This window comes from Streptomyces sp. NPDC052064, assembly GCF_055585925.1.
This window is the reverse complement of record NZ_JBVJJE010000012.1, coordinates 1-18,200: the sequence shown is the minus strand read 5'-3', so window position 1 is coordinate 18,200 and position 18,200 is coordinate 1. Positions and strand designations below refer to the sequence as shown.

The window sequence follows — 18,200 nt, the reverse complement described above, 5'->3', positions numbered from 1 at the left end:
TCGGCACGAGTCGACGCGGCAGGCCGCCGCCCGGTGTATAGCGGGCAGCGGCCCCAGGACGATCAGGAGTTGCTACGCTTTTCCTTCTTGGTCGGGTGGCAGTTCCAGGACATGAGGAACATGTCGGGGCCGGTGACCTCCGTGGTGTCCCCGGTGTCAGTGAACCTGGCGTCCAGGTCGAGGTCCGAGGCCTTGAGTTCCTTCTCTTCCACTACGTCGAGCGCAGTGCTCATACGAACTCCTCACGTGGATGGGCCGTACACTCAAACCTTCTCAGTACGGCTACCCGGACTCCCGGGAGTACGGGTAGCCGTCCTCGCCCATCTTTGATGGCGGCTTCGGGCCGGGGCAAGCTTTTGCCCCGCGGAGAAAAAACCCAGTTCATGGGCAGGCTTTCCGGCTCTGAGCGACACTTGTGCGTCCGGCTGGCCGATCAGGAATCAGCCTCGACTTTCGGTCTTCCCGGCCTATGGATTCAAGCCCATACATTGCCTGACATTTTTCCCGGATATGCCCGATATCAGTGCATCTGTGTGAGCTTCGGGCCTGCTTCCCGTGTGGGCGCAGTGCCGGCCAGCGAATACCGCTCCCTGATCGCTGCCGCTCCCCATGTACTCGCGCGTTCCGCGTCTGGCGGGAGGCCGAGGCTGCCGGTCCTGAAGCTGGGCAGATATGGCGCCGCGCTGGCGGTCGGGTTCGCTGCTCGTCGGCAGCCAGAAGTACGGGCGACAGGGAATTGGCTGAAGGCTGTCCCGTAACTGCGGGCCGTCCCTCCCGTGACGGTTCGCTCTGCGCTCCCGTGGTCAGCCGAAGACGAGCTCAACGTCCATGTCCATGCAGAAGCGCAGGACGGTGACCAACTGGTTGACGTCAGTGGTGCAGCGTCTCCACCACGCTGGCGCCGCCCTCGGGGAGCGTGAACCCGTCCACCTGGGCCAACCACTGTGGCTCAACACCGCCTCTTCCAGCCGGAGCAGTCGTTTGTAGCAGCACGGGGCCGCGGCGAGGCCGAGAAAGGCCAGGTAGTTGCGTGGATGGCGTTCGTGGCGGGGGCTGAGTCTGCGGTAGCCGGACAGCCAGGAGATCGTGCGCTCGATCACCCAACGGCGACGGCCCAACCGTTCGCTGGACTCGACGCCTTTGCGGGCGATGCGCACGCCGATGTGCTTGCCTCGCAACCATTTTCGCAGGTGGGGAATGTCGTAGGCCTTGCCGGCATGCAGGCGTTGGGGCTTGAAGCAGCGGCTGTTGTAGGGGTCGTGTCTCGTTTGGTGGCCCTCGACTGTGGGCTTCAAGCCTTCGCTGTCGTGGATGTTGGCGGCGGAGACGCCGACGACCAGGGGCAGTCCGTTCGCGTCCGACAGGACGTGCATCTTGGAACCCGGCTTGCCCCGGTCCACGGGGCTCGGACCGGTGTGTTCGCCCCCTTTTTTTTGGCGCGCACGTGAGTGGAGTCGAGGACGACGCGGGAGACGTCGATGAGGCCTGCGTCGTCGAGTTGGTGCAGGACCGCTTCATGCAGCCGGCCCCAGACGCCAGACCGAGACCACCTGACCACCCGGCGGCTGGCCTCGATCGGGCGGGCGAACCGCTGCGTGCCTGCACGAGATCCCATCGGACGGCTGCGACGACCCACCGGCAAACCCGACGGACCGTCACGAAAGATCGAGGTCAGGCGCGCTGTCCGCGCCGCACACGAAGCCGCGCACCAGAGATCCCCGACCTCACCTTGCTGCCCGCACCGCTCCGCACCGGCCGGATTGCAGAGTAATACGTCGGATCTTCACTGCGTTCGCGGCTCATTCGCATTCTGCACTCCTGCATTGCTCCCGTCAGTCGGGGTGATGCTGAATTGCTCGCCGATCTTTGCGCGCGAGCAAGTTGCGCGCTGTGTGTGCCAGTGGTCCGCAGGTGCAGTTGCCACCACGCTCGATGGGGGAATGGCTGTACCCCGCATTCTCGTATGTACCTTCTGTTGACAGCCGCCCGAGGGCGGTACGTTGAGGTCGTCGGGTGCCGTGTCGGTACTTGGTGCTTCCCCCTGAAGTCGGGGGCGGCGCACATCAATCCACGCTGGGGTGCGAGCATGGGGCGTGACAGAGAAGAGCCCTCCGAGGACGGCGACGAGGTCGTTATTCTTGAAGACGCGATCAAGATGTACGAAAGTTTGAGCGGTTCCGTGTCGGCCATTCTCGGTGTAAACCTGGTGTTACGTAAAGGGAGATTCCTGGCGGTGATGGGGCCTCGGGAATCCGGCAGGACGACTCTGTTGCGATGCCTCGCAGGACAAGTCCGGCTGACCGCCGGCACTTTGTGGCGCAGCCCCGAGGCCCGCGAAGTCGCGCTGTGCCGGGGCGGGCTGGACGAGCGGGCTCTGGCCGCGCCACCCCCGATCGTCCTCATCGATGGCGCCTCGCAGCGAGATTGCGCGCTGCTGCGCGGCGCCGTGGACGAGGGCCGGGTGGTGGCGGCCGTCGTGACCACCCAGGACGCGGTGGCCGCCGCAGTCGCGGACGCAGTCCTGTTCCTGTGGCAGGGGCGCGTCGTCGACATGGTGGCGGGCGCGAACCCCGAGCGGATCCAAGAGTGCCTCAGCCGGACGGGTGGGTAACGGGGGGATGGAGCCTGCGGCCGACCAGGTCGAGCAGCGAGGAAGGCTGGTGCAGGAAGAAATGGTCGCCCTCGAGCTCGAACGACTCGAAGGGACCCGAAGTGTGCCGCGCCCACAGCCGCACCTGGTCGTGCCGGGCCTCGGGATCGGCCGCACCGGCGAACGCCGTGACCGGCGTGGACACGCGTGCCTCGGGGGGTGGCACGGAGTCTTCGGACAGGGCGAAGTCGGCCCGGATCATGGGCAGGAGCAGCTGCAGGACCTCTTCGTTGGCGAGCACCTGTGGCGGAGCGCCGTTCATCTCCCGTATTTCCGCCACCAGTCGCTCGTCGGGCAGTTCGTGCCGCAGCACCTGGCTGGCCTGCGGCGCGCATCCCGACAGGAAGAGGCGGTGCGGCGTGGGCGCCCCCTGCGCGGCCAGGTGGTGGGCGAGAGCGAACGCGATCTGGCCGCCCATGCTGTGCCCGAAAAACGCGAACGGCTTGTCCAGGGCAGGCGCCAAGTGCTCGGCGAGTGCAGCCACCAGGGCATCGGCCCGGGTGAAGGCCGGTTCGCTGAAGCGTTCCTCCCGTCCGGGCAGCAGCACTGGGCACACCTCGATCCCGTCATCCAGGTGGGTGTGCCAGTCGCGGAAGATGCTGGAACCGCCGCCCGCGTAGGGGAAGCAGAAGAGCCGGACCGTCGCGTCGGGCCGGGGCGGCCTGGCCACCGTCCACCGTGGTGCCGTCCGGGCGCGGGAGCGGGACTGTTGCTGGGACATGTCTGTCACCTTTCCGGGGTGTCCGTGACGGGAGCGGGAGCCATGGCGGGCTCGGTCGGTGCCCCGCCCGTCACCTGAGTGAAGGAACGCAGGGCCGGACTGAGCGTCGCGCCGACGCCGGCCAGCAGCAGGGCGACGGTGCAACCGAGGACAGCGCCGCGCCAGCCGACGGTCTCGACGAGTGTGCCGCCCAGCAGTGGGCCCGCAGCGCCCGCGACCCCGCCGGTCAGACCGAGCGCGGCACTGACCCGGCCACGCAGCCGGTCCGGTGTCGACGCCATCTGGTAGGTCACCACAGCCGTCTGCACGGTCGGAGCGAGGAAGGCGATCACGCCGAGCACGGCGCCGAACAGCAGGGCGTCGGCCGTCGTGGCCAGTAGCGGGGTAAGAGCCGTGCCGGCCCAGGCCAGCACCAGGATCGAGGTTCTGGGCGTCATCAGGCGCTGGAACCGGGGGGCGAGCAGTGCTCCGGCGAGCCCGCCCGCACCGGTCATCATGCCGATCACACCGATCTGCGCGGTGGGAACGCCCGCACGCTGGGCCACGGCCAGCACGATCAGGTTCAGGGCGTTGAAGCAGATGCTCGCCATGACCGCCACCAGCAGGCTGGCGCGGATGACGGGGTTGTGGCCGATCCAGCGGACTCCCTCCCCGATCTCGCGCACCAGGGAGCGCCGTGCGGGCGAGGGCCGGCGTGCCTTGATGCGCGTGCACAGGATGAGCAGGCCCGACAGTGCGAACGTCAGCGCATTCGCCAGGAACGGCAGCGCGCGGTGGACACTGAAGAGGAAACCGCCGATACCAGGACCCGCCAACGTGGCGATGTAACTGCGGGCGGCAGTCACCGCCACCGCCGTCGGCAGCTGGCTTTCCGCCACCACTTCCGGGAGTACGGCCTCCTCGGCGGGCGCGAACAGCGCGGCGGCCGCTCCGTCGACGACGGCGACCAGCAGCACCAGGCTGAACCCGGCCGCGTCGTGCAACAAGCCCACCGCGAGGGCGACGATCGCCGGAAGCCGGGCCAATTCGCACCACAGCATGACTCGTCGGCGGTCCCAGCGGTCGGTCAGGGCCCCGGCCGGGATCAGGACGACGAGTCGGGTGATGGCGCTCACGGCGCTTGCCGCGCCGGCTTGGACCGCGGAACCGGTCAGGGCGAGTACGAGCAACGGCAGGGCGAACACCGAGATCTGTGCGCCCAGTTCGGACAAGACCTGGCTGGACCACAACAGGTTGTAGTTTCTGTTGCGGAACAGCGGTGTGGGTTCCTGAGGAGTTTCCAGCGTCGCTGCCCTTCCTGTACGCGGGCCCGGGATGGTCAGGTGCATGCTGGCATCACCCTCCGTGGCCGGACAGGGCTTTAAACCACGCGTCAAATGCACTGGTGAAACGGATCGTGCAGACGATCGGCCGGTGTGGGACCCCCGAATGGTGGTGCAGGCTCCACCCGGGTTCGGGTGCGCGGTGTACTGCCCAGGACACCGGGAGCGGGCAGCATGGAGGAGACGGCGCGGGGACCGCGTGACGCGACGAGCCCGGAGTGGAGTGGGAGTTCTGATGGCACGTTCTACCGACTACGACGAGGACCGCGCATCCCGGACGGCCAGGGGCGCGTGGTACGTGCCGCCGCTGCTGGTGTTCTTCGTGGGCGCCATGCTGACGTCCGTGGTCTCCCACGCAGTGGACGGCGGGACCTACACCGCGGTGATGAGCGCGGGATTCGCCCTGGACGCTCTCGCGGTGATCTGGGCGGTCGTCCGCTGGCGACGATCCGCGAGCTGAAACGGGCACTCAGGGAGAGAATGCTGAATGAAGTCGTCACTGGGTATGCGGACCCGCTTAGCGGGCAGGCGCCGGAGGGGCGCCGGGATCCTGGTCGGTGGAATCATCGCCGTACCGGCCGTCCTCGGCCTTACCGCCTGTGATTCCCCGCAGGACGCGCTGGATCGGGGCGACATGTGCCTCAACATTCTGGACATCGCACTTTTCGACCCCAACCCGTCGAGTGTGGACGAGGCCCGTAAGGACGTCCGCGAACGCGCCGACAAGATTGACGAGATCGCCGGAAAGGCTTCCGACGACAAATTGCGGGATGCCGCGGAGGAGACCGCGAAGGAACTGCGGAACGCCGCCGACGACGATCTCTCGCCGGGAACGGTCTCGGACTACGTCGCGCAGCAAAATGATCGCCTGAAAGCGCTGCGCAAGACGTGCACCGATCTCGGCGACTTCAACTGACCCACTCCATCGCAAAGCTGGGAATCCGGCGTCACGGGCCATCCCCCGAACCGTGGAGTTCGGATTCCCCCGAAGGGCGTCCGGGGCCAGAGCCCCCGGACGCCCTTCCTCCGTCCCGGCCGCGGTTCCGCTGCGGTTACCGGGGCGCCTCGCCGGAGATGTCGTTGCCCAGGTACGCGAGGACGGCCAGAACCCGGCGGTGGACGCTTGTGCCCTCCGCAGGCAGGTTCAGCTTGTCGAAAATGCCTCGGATGTGCTTGCTGACGGCCCGTTCCGTGACGAAAAGCCGTTGCGCGATGGCGGCGTTGGCCAGTCCCTGGGCCATCAGCTCCAGCACCTCCTGCTCCCGCGCCGTCAGCCCTTCCAGCGACCGCGTCGACGCCTTCTGCTTGATGATCTCGTTGACCACCTCGGGATCGAGGGCGGTGCCGCCCTCGCCGATGCGCTCCAGGGCCTCCAGGAACTGCTCCACCCGGCCGACCCGGTCCTTGAGCAGATAGCCGATCCCGCGCGCGCCCAGCGCGAGCAGCTCCGCGGCGTAGGCCTGCTCCACGTACTGCGACAGCACGAGAATGGGCAGGTCGGGATATTCCTGCCGGGCCGCGACGGCCGCGCGCAGGCCCTCGTCGCGGAAACTCGGCGGCAACCGCACGTCCAGCACCGCCGCGTCCGGCTCGGTTCGGCGCAGGGCCGGCAGGATCTCGGGTCCCGAGGCACATGTGGCCACCACCTCGTGGCCGTTGCGGGTCAGCAGCAGCGTCATGCCTTCCCGGAGTAACGCGTTGTCCTCCGCGATCAAGATCCGCATGGCAGCTCCACCTTCATCCTCGTCGGCCCCCCGGGAGGGCTCGTGATCTCGGTCGTGCCGTCGAGCGCCGCGACCCGGCGGCGGATGCCGAGCAGCCCGCTTCCGCCATGTTCCTCAGCCCCGCCGTGCCCGTTGTCGGTCACTACGACCTGCAACAGCCCGTCGGCCCTGGTGAAGCGTACTGAGGCCTGCGTCGCCCCGCTGTGCTTGCGGATGTTCGTCAGACACTCCGCGATCACGAAATACACTGCGGCCTCCACGGCCGCCGGCAGCCGGTGACCGTTTTCCACCGCCGCCAGATTCATCTCGACCGGGATGTCCGTGGAGACCGCGAGTGCGCGTACCGCTCCGGCCAGGCCTCGGTCGGTGAGGACCGGCGGATGCACCGCACGGACGATGCCCCGGAGTGCCGCGAGCGTGCCGTCGATTTCCTCCTGGGCCTCGTCCAGCCACTCCACGGCGGCATCCGGGTCGTTCTTCACCTGCTGGCGTGCGAGCCCGATGCGCATGGACAGCGCCACCAGCTGTGCCTGCACCCCGTCGTGCAGGTCGCGCTCGATGCGGCGCAGTTCGGCGCTGTGAGCCTCCATGGCGCCGGCCCGGGACTCGGACAGCTCTGACACACGTTGGCTGAGTTTCGTCGACGGCGACGGCTTGAGCAGCCGAGCCGTCCACCGGGCCTGGGCGTCCGCCAGGGCCTCGAAGACGGGCAGCAGAAGCGCGCGACCCGGTTCGGGAGCGGGGTCGTAGGGCTCGGTGCTTCTGCGCTCCAGTGACCGGCGGACTCCGGCCGCGGTGCCGTCGACGAGCAGCGCCAGGGGCCACAGCACCAGTGCGACCGCGCTGAAGCACAGGATGCTGACGGTCGCGAACGGTAACCAGAGCGCGTCTCGCCAGGTACCGGGATCGGTGAGCGCCAGCCGCACCCGGTCGCCGGGCGAGCCGTCCAGCGGCAGGTACAGCTCCGGGATCGGCTTGCCCAGCCAGCCTCCGGCCCGGACCCGTTCGTATCCGGCGAACCGGCGCAGCATGCGCACGATCTCCGGCCAGGCCGGCGCGCCGATGACGAACAGCGTGAAGAAGACGCCGATCGGGACCGCGAAGCAGCCCAGGAAGGCGGCCATGGCCACCGGCACGCCGAAGAACAGGTGGCAGGACGCCTGCCAGGACCGCTGAAGCCGGGAGGAGAAGGAGGGCATGAAAGCACGGTAGTTGGGCGCAGGGCCCGCGGTCGGTGTGTCCATCTCCCCAGGCGCGGTGGCGCTGGCTGTACCCCGGAACGGGTGGGCGCTCCATCGTGCCGCCCCGGGGCCCGGACCTAGAGTCGCCAGAGGTGGAAGACCTCTCCCTCGCCTCCCCCGGAAGGACGAGGCAAGGCATGTGAACGACACGGTCGGCGACCGCGACCTGGAAGGCGAATCAATGGCACTTCGCATGGGGAGAAGGGCCTCGATGCCCGTCGGTACGACGCGGGCGGCAGGCCGCGACGAGGCGGGCGCCCACGCGCTCACCCTCGACTCCGTCACCCGGCGCTACTGGCGCGGTGGCAAGGACTTCCACGCGCTGGAGAACGTGAGCATGGAAGTGCCGCAGGGCCATTTCCTCGCGGTCATGGGCCGTTCCGGTTCCGGCAAGACCACATTCCTGCAGTGCGCCGCAGGGCTCGACCAGCCCACCTCGGGCACGGTGTGGATCGGGGACACAGACCTGTCCCGGCTGTCCGAGGCCGCGCTGACCCGGCTGCGCAGGGACAGGGTCGGCTTCGTCTTCCAGTCCCTGAACCTCGTACCGTCGCTCACCGTCCGGGAGAACACCGCGCTGCCGCTGCTGCTGCGCGGTATGAACCCCCAGGACCGCGCTGTGCGGGAGCGCTCCCTCGAAGTGCTGGAGGCCGTCGGCCTCGCCGATCGGGCGGACGACTCCCCGCTGCGGCTGTCGGGTGGCCAGCAACAGCGCGTGGCCATCGCCCGGGCCCTGGTCACCGACCCTGCCGTGATCTTCGCCGACGAGCCGACCGGGGCGCTCGACCCGGTCACCGCCCGCGAGGTCCTCCAACTGCTGCGCCGGGCCGTGGACCTGTCCGGGCACACCGTCGTGATGGTGACTCACGATCCGGAGGCCGCCGCCTGGACCGACGAAGCGATCTTCATCGAGGCGGGGCGTGTGGTGGCACGCGAGGAGCGCCCCGCGCCGGAGACCGTGGCCGAGCAGCTCTCCCAGCTCGGGGAGCGGTGACGGTGGCCGTCGACACCCGGCAGCGCTCCAGCCGGACACCGGCCCGGGACTCGCGCGCGGAACCAGTGGGGCGCGTCCAGCGCACCGCCCGCTTCCTTGCCCGCCGCTCGATGCGTCTGCACCGCAAGGCGTGGGCCGCCGTGTTCGGGTCCCTGCTGCTCACCGCACTGCTCCTGGGCAGTTTCGCCCTGGCCACCCTCTCGGCGTTCGTGGGGCACGCCCACGTCGAGCGGTACGCGGCGACCACGGCTGTGGTCGCCGCCGACCAGACAACCCGCTACCGGGCCAAGCCGTGGGGCGACCCGCCGACCACCGTGACGCAGTCGCTCACCGAGCGGGTCCGCGTGCCCACCGACGTCGTGGGCCGGCTCGCCAAGGTGCCCGGCGTCCGTGCCGCCATCCCGGACAGCAGCTTCCCGGTCTCGCTCGCGAGCGCCGACGGCCGGCTCGTGTCCGGACCGGACACCGACTCCGGATCCGCGCCTGTGTACGGCCATGGATGGTCGGCGGCAGCGCTCGCTCCGTTCACCCTGCGTGCGGGCAAGGCGCCCTCGGGGACGCGGCAGGTGGCGATCGACGGCGACCTGGCGGCGCGCGCGGGGCTGGGCCCGGGCGACCGGATCCGGCTTCAGGTGTTCGGCACACCGGCCGAGTACGTCGTCTCCGGCGTCGTCGCCCCCGAGGGTGAGGCCGACGACACCGGGCTCGCCCACCAGGGTGCCGTCTTCTTCACCCAGAACCAGGCCGTCCGGTTGTCCGGCCACCCCGGCACCGTGGACGCCATCGGGGTACTCGCCGCAGAGGGCGTGGACGTGCATCAGCTCTACCCCGAGCTGCGCAAGGCCCTCGACGGTCCGGACCCGGCGCGGGACGCCCTCGCCGGCGACCGGGACCGGCAAGACTCCTCCCAACTGCGGGTGCTGACCGGCAGCGGGCGGGGCCAGGCGGAGTTCCTCGAGGCGGCGCCGAGCCGTACGAGCCTGCTGAATCTGCTCGCCATGCTGTGCGCGACCGTCATCATGATCGCGCTGCTCGTCGTGGCGAGTACGGTCAGCCAGGCGGTGCATCAGCGAGCCCGCGAACTCGCGCTGCTGCGCGCGGTCGGGGCGACGCCCTGGCAGCTGCGGGTGACGGTGGGCCGGGAGGTGACCGGCGTCGCCACGACGGCCGCGGTGCTCGGCGCGATCGGTTCTCTCCCGGTCTTCCTGACCCTGCTGTGGATGCTGCGCGAACGCGGCGCCGTACCCGTCGGGCTGGACCTCCCGGTGCTGCCGTGGATGCTCGGCACGCCGGTCCTCACGGCCATCCTCACCCTGGTGGTGGCCCGGGTCTCGGCCGCTCTGGCATGCGGACGCATCGCGAAGATCCGTCCCGCGCAGGCGCTGGGCGAGGCACAGAGCGAACCCGGGCAACCGGGCCGTGGGCGCACCGTCACCGGCCTGGTCGTCCTCTTCGCCGGCCTCAGTTCCGCGGGCACGGCCGCGCTGCAGTCGGGCGAACTCGCCGCCATGGCAGCGAGCAGCGCGGCCCTCGCCCTCGTGATCGCCTGTGCACTGCTCGGCCCGTGGATCGCCCGCGGGGCCATGCACCTGCTCGCACCGCTCGTCCAGAAGCTGGGCGGCGCCGGAGGCTACCTCGCCGCCGCGTCGACCACGGCCAACTCTCGCCGGCTGGGCGCGGCGATCACCCCGGTCGTCCTCGTGGTCGCGTTCGTGGGCGTCCAGCTCGCGGCGGGCGCCACCATGGACCACGAGGGCAGCGCACAGGCCAGGCAGGCGATGCGCGCGAGCCTCGTCGTGACCACCCAGGGCGCCGGACTGCCCGCCGAGGCGGCGCGGGACGTGGCCGCCGTGCCGGGTGTCGAGGCCGCCACGGGCGCGCTCCACAGCACGGTCGTCCTGGCCCGGCGTGAGGCCGGCGATCCCGTGCTCGAACGGCTCCCGGTGATGGGCATCACGCCGAGCGCTCTGCCCACGACGCTGGATCCCGAGATCACCTCCGGATCTCTGCGGGACCTGCGCGAAGGCACCGTGGCGGTGGGTGCGGCCCGGGCCGACTCGCTGGACCTGAAGGTCGGCTCCGAGGTTCGGCTGCGCCATGGCGACGGCGTCGTCGCCGCGCTACGGGTGGTGGCGGTCTACGAACGGTCCCTCGCACTCGGCGACTTCCTGTTCGCCCGGGACGCGCTGGCCGCCCACACGTCCGCGCCCCTGGACACCCGCATCCTGGCCCGGACCGCAGCGGACGCCGACCAGGACGCCGTGCAGCGGGCGGTGCGCGAGGCGCTGTCCGGTACCGCACTGGGCGTACGGGTGGCCGGCGCCCCGAGCCCGGAGCACCTGCAGTCCGAGGACCGGGGCGTGAGCCAGGTGCTCACCGCCGTCGCCGTCGGCGTCGTCGGCGGGTTCACCGTCATCGCCGTCCTCAGCACCCTGGTGCTGATCCTGATCGGACGCCGGCCGGAGCTGGTGCTCTTACGGCTGGTGGGGGCGGGGAGGCGCCAGGTCAGGCGCATGCTGCGGGTCGAGGCGGCGATCGTGATCGTCACCGGACTGGTGGTCGGCACGCTGGCCGCGGCGATCCCCCTCACAGCGTTCAGCCTGTCCGTCACCGGCTCGCTGCCCTACCTTCCGCCGGTCCAGGCGGGGGCCATCGTCCTGGTCGTCGTCGTGACCGTGGCCGCCGGCGTCCTCCTGCCCGCGCGCCCGGCGCTGCGCCGGCGGCGCCCGGCGGCGCTGGACCGCCACTGACCGCCACCGTCCCGGGCACCGCCGGCAAAACGGCCGGGCGGCGGCCGGTCGAGCGGGGCAGGATCGTCCGCGACGTGACACACACGCTAGAGAGCAAGGAGCCGCACCCATGGCCCGTTTCGCAGCCATCGTGCTGACCCTGGCCGGCGCCGCGGCGCTGGTCCTCAGCGCCTTCCAGCCCTGGTACCAGGGGCGGGAGCCGCGCGAGACACCGCTGCAGGACCTGTTCACCGGCCTGGAGCCCGGTGCCTCCGGCGGCACCGCCACCTCCATGCTGCTGCCGCTGGCCGCCGGAGCCGTTCTCGCCCTGCTCGCCCTGCTCCTCCGGTCCCGGGCCGTGATGGGTGTGGCCTGCCTGGTGGGCCTGGCGACGGGGATCCTGTGGACGGTGCAGCAGATTCGCGCGGTGGCTCCCGTCGCCTTCGAGGTGACCGATGTGCAGCGGGGGCTGTGGAACGCCGCAGGCGGGGTCCTGGCGCTGGTCGTCGCCGCGATCGTGCTTCCGCCACGGGCCTGACGGCCCGCGTGCCCGTGGACGCTCCGACGGACGCTCGCAGGTGTCCGATCGGCGCGGCGTCCACGGGCTGCGTGTTTGCGGCAGAGCTTAATCTTCTGTTCGATTCGGCCCCGCTCCCCGAGGATTTCTCCTGAGCGGTGAACCACGGGACCACATCCGGACACCGCCTTTCGTGGAATACCCATGCGACTGGGGAGGCGGGGTTCATCCGTGGCCGGCGCACCGACAAGAACATGGCCCGAAACGTTCCCTGACCGGGACACGTTGAAAGAACTCGCCGAAAGCTGCTATGTGTTCGGTGGCCAATTGGCCGTCTTCCACCGGGGTGTCCTGACCACCTGGGCGTTCGGCACCGAGGAACACGAAACCGGCCGACCGGTCGGCGACAATTCACTTTTCGCCTACGGGTCGGTCACCAAGGCGTTCACCGCGACCCTGCTGCTGCAACTGGTCTCCGACGGCGACCTGGACCTGGACCGTCCGATCGGCACCTGGCTGCCGAGCGCACCGCCGAACGTTCAGGACGTGTTCGGCGCCACCCCGCGCATGCTCCTCAGCCACACCGCGGGCCTGCCCTCCGACCACGACGACGAGCGCGCGCGCAGCTTGCGGGACTGGTACGAAGGCTTCCTCACCCGGGCCGAAGCGGAGCCGGCGGGGTGGCCGGCGCGCGGGGCGTTCTCGTACTCCAATGTCGGCTACGGCATCGCCGGCCGCCTCATCGAGACCGTCACCGGGCTGTCGTGGTGGGAGGCGCTGCGGACCTGCCTGCTGGAACCGCTCGGGACCGGCGTGCGGCTGCTGGGCGGCACCCCTCTCGATCCCGGCCCTGCCCCCGCACCCCGTGGACACCGCACCCGCACCGGCGCGCGCGGCAACCCGGTTGTGCACGTCGTCCCCGCACGGACCGACGCCGGTTCCATGGCCGCCGGCGGCCTCGCCGGCAGCGCCGCGGACCTGGTGCGCCTGGCCCGTCTGCACCTGGCCGACCCGGCGGACCGGGACCACGCGGATCTCCTCGACCCGGTCGTGCTGCGTGAGATGGGCCGCCCGGTGCCCGGACCGGGCCCCTATGGTCTGGCCCACTCCTGGGGCGCCGGGCTGGGGCTGTTCGGCCGCCCCGGCAGCCTCTGGCTCGGTCATGACGGAACCCTGGACGGCACCACCTGCCATCTGCGCATCCGGCCCGATGACGGCACGGTGGTCGCCCTGACCACCAACTCCGCGACGGGAGTCCGGCTCTGGGACGCGCTGGTGCTCCGGCTGCGCGAGGCCGGGGTCGAGGTGGGCGTGCACGAACCGGAGGTTCCCGCAGCGGTGTCCGCGGCGCGGTTCGCGGAATGCGCGGGGACGTATCGCAACGGCGATCTCACCGTCGATGTGGTCGTCACGGCAGGCAGAATGACGCTGCGGCTTCCGGGTGGTCTGTCCGAACATCTCGTCCCGCGCGCCGGCGGCGTTTTCAGCTCGGTGGGGACCGAATTCCCCGCCACTTTCGGACGTTTCGTCAAAGACCGGGTGACCGGCCGTATCAATGCCCTCCAATACAGCGGGCGAACTCTGCTGCGGGATCTCCGCCCGACGTGAGCACCGGGAACGGGTGCGGCGGAATCGAGCAGTCCGATCTTCCTTTTTCATTCGGCGTTCTTCTGGGTTATCTGGGGTCTCGGCATGAAGTCTGACAGCAGCTCTTACCAGCAGGTCCGGCAGCCGTCCGGCGGCGTCACCCTGCACGGCCTGTTCGAGACGCAGGCGGCACGACGCCCCGACCACCCGGCCGTGGAGTGCGGCACGACGGTGCTGACCTACGGCGAGGTCGACCGCCGCGCCAACCGGCTGGCCCACCACCTCACCGAGCTCGGCGTCGGCCCGGAGACCAGGGTCGGGGTGTGCCTGGAGCGGGGCCCCGACCTCCTCGTCGTCCTGCTGGCCATCCTCAAGGCCGGCGGCGCCTACCTACCCCTCGACCCGGGCTATCCCCTGGACCGGCTGGAGTTCATGGTCTCCGACGCGGACGTCCAGCTCGTCGTCAGCGACAGCGAGACCGGCAACCGCCCCGCGGGCGCCCCCGCGGTCCTGATGCTCGACGCCCCCGCCGGCCTGGACACCTCCCGCCCCGACGCCCCGCCGCGGGTGGCCGTCCTGCCCGACAACACCGCCTACGTACTGTTCACCTCGGGCTCCACCGGCCGCCCCAAGGGCGTGGCCGTCACCCACCGCGGCATTCCGCACCTCGGTGCCGCGCACACGTCGGCTCTCGGCATCGACGGCGACAGTCGCGTCCTGCAGTTCGCCTCGCCCAACTTCGACGTCTCCATCGCCGACATCGTGCAGACCTGGTACGCGGGCGCGACCCTGGTGCTGCCCGCCCGTGCCACCCAGACCGTCGGCGACTCCCTGGCCGAGCTGCTGACCGACGCGGCGATCACCCACGCCATGATCCCGCCGTCGGTGCTGGCGACCGTTCCGCCCGCGCCGCTGCCCGGGCTGCGTGCCCTGGCCACCGGCGGCGAGCCCTGCCCGCCCGAGGTGGTGGCCCGCTGGGCCGCAGGCCGGCGCATGTTCAACGCCTACGGCCCCACCGAGGCGACCGTGACGGCGACCTTGAACGGACCGCTCGCCACCGACCTCGCCCAGGCCCCCGGCATCGGGCGGCCCGTGGACGGCGTACGCGTCCTCGTCCTCGACGAGAGTCTGCGCCCCGTCCGCGACGGCGAGGTCGGCGAACTCTGCATCGCGGGCGAGGGACTGGGCCGCGGTTACGTCAACCGGGCCGCCCTGACGGCCGAGCGCTTCGTGGCCGACCCGTTCGGCGAAGGGGGGTCGCGGATGTATCGCACCGGCGACCTCGCGCGCCGGCTTCCCGACGGCGGCTTCGAGTTCGTCGGCCGGGCCGACGGCCAGGTCAAGATCCGCGGCCTGCGCGTCGAGCTCGGCGAGATCGAGACCGCCCTCACCGAGCACGAGGCCGTGCTCCAGGCCGTGGTCGTGCTCCAGAAGGACCCGCAGCCGGGCCGGCTCGTCGGCTACTACGTGCCCGCCGACGCCACTCGCACGCCCGGCCACGAGACCCTGCGAAGCCATCTGGCGGGCCGGTTGCCCGCTCATATGGTGCCGGCCGTCCTCGTTCCCCTGGACCGCTTCCCCCTCACCCCCAACGGCAAGGTCGACCGTGCGGCCCTGCCCGCACCCCAGGTGCCCGCCGAGCCCGGCACGGACACGTACACCGAGCCACGCGACGAGACGGAGCGCGTGCTCGCCGGGATCTGGGCGGACCTGCTCCCGGTGGAGCGGATCGGTGTGCACGACGACTTCTTCGCCGTCGGCGGCGACTCCATATCCGCTCTGCGCGCGGCGTTCCAGGTGGAGCGGCACCTCGGTGTCACCCTCGACGCCGCGACGTTCTTCGACCACCCCACCGTCGAACGTCTCGCCGCCCATCTGCGTACCGCCGCAGCGCACCAGGCCGCGCCGCGGCCCGCCATCGCCCCCGTCCCCCGCGGGCAGCGGCTGCCGCTGTCCGCCGCCCAGCAGCGCCTGTGGTTCCTGGACCGCCATGAGCCGGGCTCCGCCGCCTACAACTGCTCCAACGGGCTGTGGCTGCACGGCCGCGTCGACCCCGAGGCGCTCGGCACCGCGCTGACCGCCCTGGTCGCCCGGCACGAGCCGCTGCGCACCTCCTTCCGCGAGGAGGACGGCACCGCGGAACAGTTGATCGCCGAACCCGGCGCGGTACGCGTCACCGTCCGCGTCGAGGACCTCACCGTCGGTGCCAAAGCGGAACGTGACCGGGCACTGGACCGGCTGCTGCGCGCCGAGGTCAAAGCCCCCTTCGACCTCGCCACCGCGCCCCTGCTGCGGGCACTCCTCGTACGCACCGGGCCCGAGGAGCACCTGCTGGTCCTGACGGCCCACCACATCGTCGCCGACGCCTGGTCCATGGAGGTGCTCGGCCGGGAGCTGGGCGCGCTCTACGTCGCCGCGCTGCGTGACCCGGCCGCGCGGCCCGACACGCTCGCCACCGCCGCGTCGCTGCCAGAACTTCCCTTGCAGTACGCCGACTTCGCCGTCTGGCAGCGCGCACTGCAGGACACCCCGGAGACCGAGGAGCAACTCGCCTACTGGAGGCGCAGCCTGGACGGAGCCGTCCCGCTGGAACTGCCCGCCGACCGGCCCCGTCCGCCGGTGCGTACCTCGGCCGGTGACCGCGTCCAGTTCACGGTGCCCACCGGCACGGTGGGCCGGCTGACCGAACTCGGCCGTGCCGCAGGCGGCACGCTGTTCACCGTGCTCACCGCCGGCGTGCAGCTCTTCCTCGCCCGGCTCACCGGACAGCGCGACATCGTGCTCGGCACCGTCGACTCCGGCCGGCGCCGGGCCGAACTGGCGGACCTGGTCGGTTTCTTCGTCGACACCCTCGCGCTGCGCGCCGACGTCGACGAGTCGCTGACGTTCACCGAGTTCGTCGCCCGCGGCCGACGGAGCGCAACCGACGCCTTCGCCCACAGCCTGGTCCCCTTCGACCGTGTGGTGGACGCCGTGCTGCCCGGGCGCGATCCGAGCATTCCGCCGCTCGTGCAGGTCATGCTGGTGCTCCAGAACGTTCCCGGTGGGGCTCCCGAGCTGCCCGGCATCCGTGTCGAGGAGGCCGTCCTGCCCCGGGAGGCCGCCCTGTTCGACCTCACCCTGGAGTTCTGGCCGGTCGCCGACGGCTCGTTCACCGTCTCCGCCGAGTACAGCACCGACCTCTTCGACCGCGGCACCGTCGAACGCTTCGCGGGCCATCTGCGCACCCTGCTCGCAGAACTCGCCGAAGCCCCGGACCGCCCGATGGCCGACGCGGGCCTCCTCACAGACCGGCAGCGCCGACGGGTGCTCCAGGAGTGGAACACCGCCGACCGCGGCATGGCACCGGCCACCCTCACCGACCTGTTCGCCCGCCAGGCCGCGCGCACTCCTGACGCCGTCGCCGTCCACCAGGCCGACACCCGGCTCACCTACGTCGATCTCGACACCCGCGCCAACCGGCTGGCTCACCACCTGCGCGAGCGGGGCGTGCGCACCGGCGACCGCGTCGGCCTCTGCCTGCCCCGCGGCACCTCCCTGATCGTCGCCATGCTCGGCATCCTCAAGGCGGGTGCCGCCTACGTACCCGTGGACCCCGCCTACCCCAGGACCCGGCAGGAGTTCATGCTCCACGACTCCGGGGCCGTGGTGCTGGTCACCGACCGGGCCGGTGCCCGGCGGCTCGACGCGGACGGGCGCACCCTGGTCCGCGTCGACGCCGACCGGCAGGCCATCGAGGCCGCCCCGGACGGACCGGTCGACGCCGGACTCACGCCCGACCACGGCGCCTACGTCATCTACACCTCCGGCTCGACCGGCACGCCCAAGGGAACCCTGACCCCGCACCGGGCCATCGACCGCGTGGTGCGTCACACCCCGTACATCCACCTCACCCCGCAGGACGTCGTCGCCCAGGCCGCGTCCGTCTCCTTCGACGCCGCCACCTTCGAGATCTGGGGCGCCCTGCTCAACGGGGCGACGCTGGCCGTGGCACCGGCCGGTGTCCTGGACCCGCCCGAGCTTCGGAGGTTCCTCACCGCACACGGCGTCACGACGCTCTGGCTGACCGCCGGTCTCTTCCACGAGGTGGTGGACGCCGACATCGAGGCCCTCGCCGGACTGCGCCACCTGCTGGCCGGCGGCGACGCCCTCTCCTGGCGGCACTGCCGCGCCGTCCTCGAACAGCTGCCCGGCACCACCCTCATCAACGGCTACGGCCCCACCGAGACCACCACCTTCGCCGCGGCCGGAGCCCTGCACCCGGCCGACCTCGCCCGCGAGACCGTGCCCCTCGGCGGCCCCGTCGGTGACACCCGGCTCTACGTCCTGGACGACAGGCTGCGCCCGGTCGCCCCCGGAGTCGGCGGCGAGCTCTACATCGCGGGGGAGGGCCTCGCCCACGGCTACGTCAACCGGGCCACCCTGACCTCGGAGCGGTTCGTGGCCGACCCGTTCGGCGAGCCCGGCAGCCGTATGTACCGCTCGGGCGACCGCGTGCGCTGGAACTCCGACGGGCGCCTGGAGTTCCTCGGCCGCGGCGACGGGCAGGTCAAGATCCGCGGGTTCCGCGTCGAGGTCGGCGAGATCGAGTCCGCCCTCGCCGACCATCCGAAGGTGGCGCAGGCCGTGGTGACGGCCGCGGCCGGTCCTGGCTCCGCCAGGCGGCTGGTGGCTTATGTGGTTCCGCGGTCCGGCGGGAGTGGTGTGGATGTCGG

The 18,200-nt window shown here is 71.1% G+C and carries 13 protein-coding genes and 1 pseudogene; 8 read left to right on the top strand and 6 right to left on the bottom strand.

Features of this window, described 5'->3' with window-relative positions; all coding sequences use genetic code 11:
- Nucleotides 1–62 precede the first annotated feature (62 nt).
- Both ACZ6TU_RS29285 and ACZ6TU_RS29280 read right to left on the bottom strand, forming a co-directional pair.
- Complete coding sequence (locus ACZ6TU_RS29285; protein ID WP_469552051.1) at nucleotides 63–233, bottom strand: hypothetical protein; 171 nt, start codon at nucleotides 231–233, stop codon at nucleotides 63–65.
- 732 nt (nucleotides 234–965) lie between these two features.
- A pseudogene (locus ACZ6TU_RS29280) lies at nucleotides 966–1,570 on the bottom strand (IS5 family transposase); the annotation flags it as partial.
- Between the two features lie 516 nt (nucleotides 1,571–2,086).
- Here ACZ6TU_RS29280 and ACZ6TU_RS29275 point away from each other — a divergent pair.
- A complete protein-coding gene (locus tag ACZ6TU_RS29275) occupies nucleotides 2,087–2,611 on the top strand; it encodes a hypothetical protein (RefSeq protein ID WP_467678181.1) in 525 nt (174 codons plus the stop codon).
- On the opposite strand, the gene ACZ6TU_RS29270 is transcribed toward ACZ6TU_RS29275, so the two are convergent.
- Nucleotides 2,592–3,371, bottom strand: a complete 780-nt coding sequence (locus ACZ6TU_RS29270) for a thioesterase II family protein (protein WP_469552049.1) — start codon at nucleotides 3,369–3,371, stop codon at nucleotides 2,592–2,594. The two genes, ACZ6TU_RS29275 and ACZ6TU_RS29270, sit on opposite strands and share 20 nt — an antisense overlap.
- 5 nt (nucleotides 3,372–3,376) lie before the next feature.
- The gene (locus ACZ6TU_RS29265; protein WP_469552047.1) at nucleotides 3,377–4,699 is read right to left on the bottom strand and encodes an MFS transporter; all 1,323 of its coding nucleotides are present in this window, start codon (nucleotides 4,697–4,699) and stop codon (nucleotides 3,377–3,379) included.
- A gap of 229 nt (nucleotides 4,700–4,928) precedes the next feature.
- Here ACZ6TU_RS29265 and ACZ6TU_RS29260 point away from each other — a divergent pair, with 229 nt between their 5' ends.
- The gene (locus ACZ6TU_RS29260) at nucleotides 4,929–5,153 is read left to right on the top strand and encodes a hypothetical protein (RefSeq protein WP_467678187.1); all 225 of its coding nucleotides are present in this window, start codon (nucleotides 4,929–4,931) and stop codon (nucleotides 5,151–5,153) included.
- 27 nt (nucleotides 5,154–5,180) lie between these two features.
- Nucleotides 5,181–5,609 (top strand): hypothetical protein, encoded by a 429-nt coding sequence (locus tag ACZ6TU_RS29255; RefSeq protein WP_467678189.1) that lies wholly within the window; start codon nucleotides 5,181–5,183, stop codon nucleotides 5,607–5,609.
- A 136-nt stretch (nucleotides 5,610–5,745) separates the two neighbouring features.
- Here ACZ6TU_RS29255 and ACZ6TU_RS29250 read toward each other — a convergent pair whose 3' ends face one another.
- Nucleotides 5,746–6,417 (bottom strand): response regulator transcription factor, encoded by a 672-nt coding sequence (locus ACZ6TU_RS29250; protein WP_467678191.1) that lies wholly within the window; start codon nucleotides 6,415–6,417, stop codon nucleotides 5,746–5,748.
- On the bottom strand, nucleotides 6,405–7,616 hold the full coding sequence (locus ACZ6TU_RS29245; protein WP_467678193.1) for a sensor histidine kinase: 1,212 nt from the start codon (nucleotides 7,614–7,616) through the stop codon (nucleotides 6,405–6,407). The genes ACZ6TU_RS29250 and ACZ6TU_RS29245 overlap by 13 nt, the downstream gene beginning before the upstream one ends.
- Before the next feature lie 223 nt (nucleotides 7,617–7,839).
- Between ACZ6TU_RS29245 and ACZ6TU_RS29240 the strand changes: the two genes are divergently transcribed.
- The 5 genes from ACZ6TU_RS29240 to ACZ6TU_RS29220 form a co-directional block, all read left to right on the top strand.
- A complete protein-coding gene (locus ACZ6TU_RS29240; RefSeq protein WP_467678195.1) occupies nucleotides 7,840–8,652 on the top strand; it encodes an ABC transporter ATP-binding protein in 813 nt (270 codons plus the stop codon).
- Nucleotides 8,649–11,402 (top strand): ABC transporter permease, encoded by a 2,754-nt coding sequence (locus ACZ6TU_RS29235; protein WP_467678197.1) that lies wholly within the window; start codon nucleotides 8,649–8,651, stop codon nucleotides 11,400–11,402. The genes ACZ6TU_RS29240 and ACZ6TU_RS29235 overlap by 4 nt, the downstream gene beginning before the upstream one ends.
- Before the next feature lie 109 nt (nucleotides 11,403–11,511).
- Nucleotides 11,512–11,919 carry a hypothetical protein gene (locus ACZ6TU_RS29230; RefSeq protein ID WP_467678199.1) on the top strand — a complete coding sequence of 136 codons (408 nt, stop codon included), beginning with the start codon at nucleotides 11,512–11,514 and terminating at the stop codon, nucleotides 11,917–11,919.
- 183 nt (nucleotides 11,920–12,102) lie between these two features.
- Nucleotides 12,103–13,506: a serine hydrolase domain-containing protein gene (locus tag ACZ6TU_RS29225; RefSeq protein WP_469552043.1), complete on the top strand. Its 1,404-nt coding sequence runs from the start codon at nucleotides 12,103–12,105 to the stop codon at nucleotides 13,504–13,506.
- A gap of 84 nt (nucleotides 13,507–13,590) precedes the next feature.
- On the top strand, nucleotides 13,591–18,200 hold a 4,610-nt coding region (locus tag ACZ6TU_RS29220), incomplete at its 3' end, for an amino acid adenylation domain-containing protein (RefSeq protein WP_469552041.1).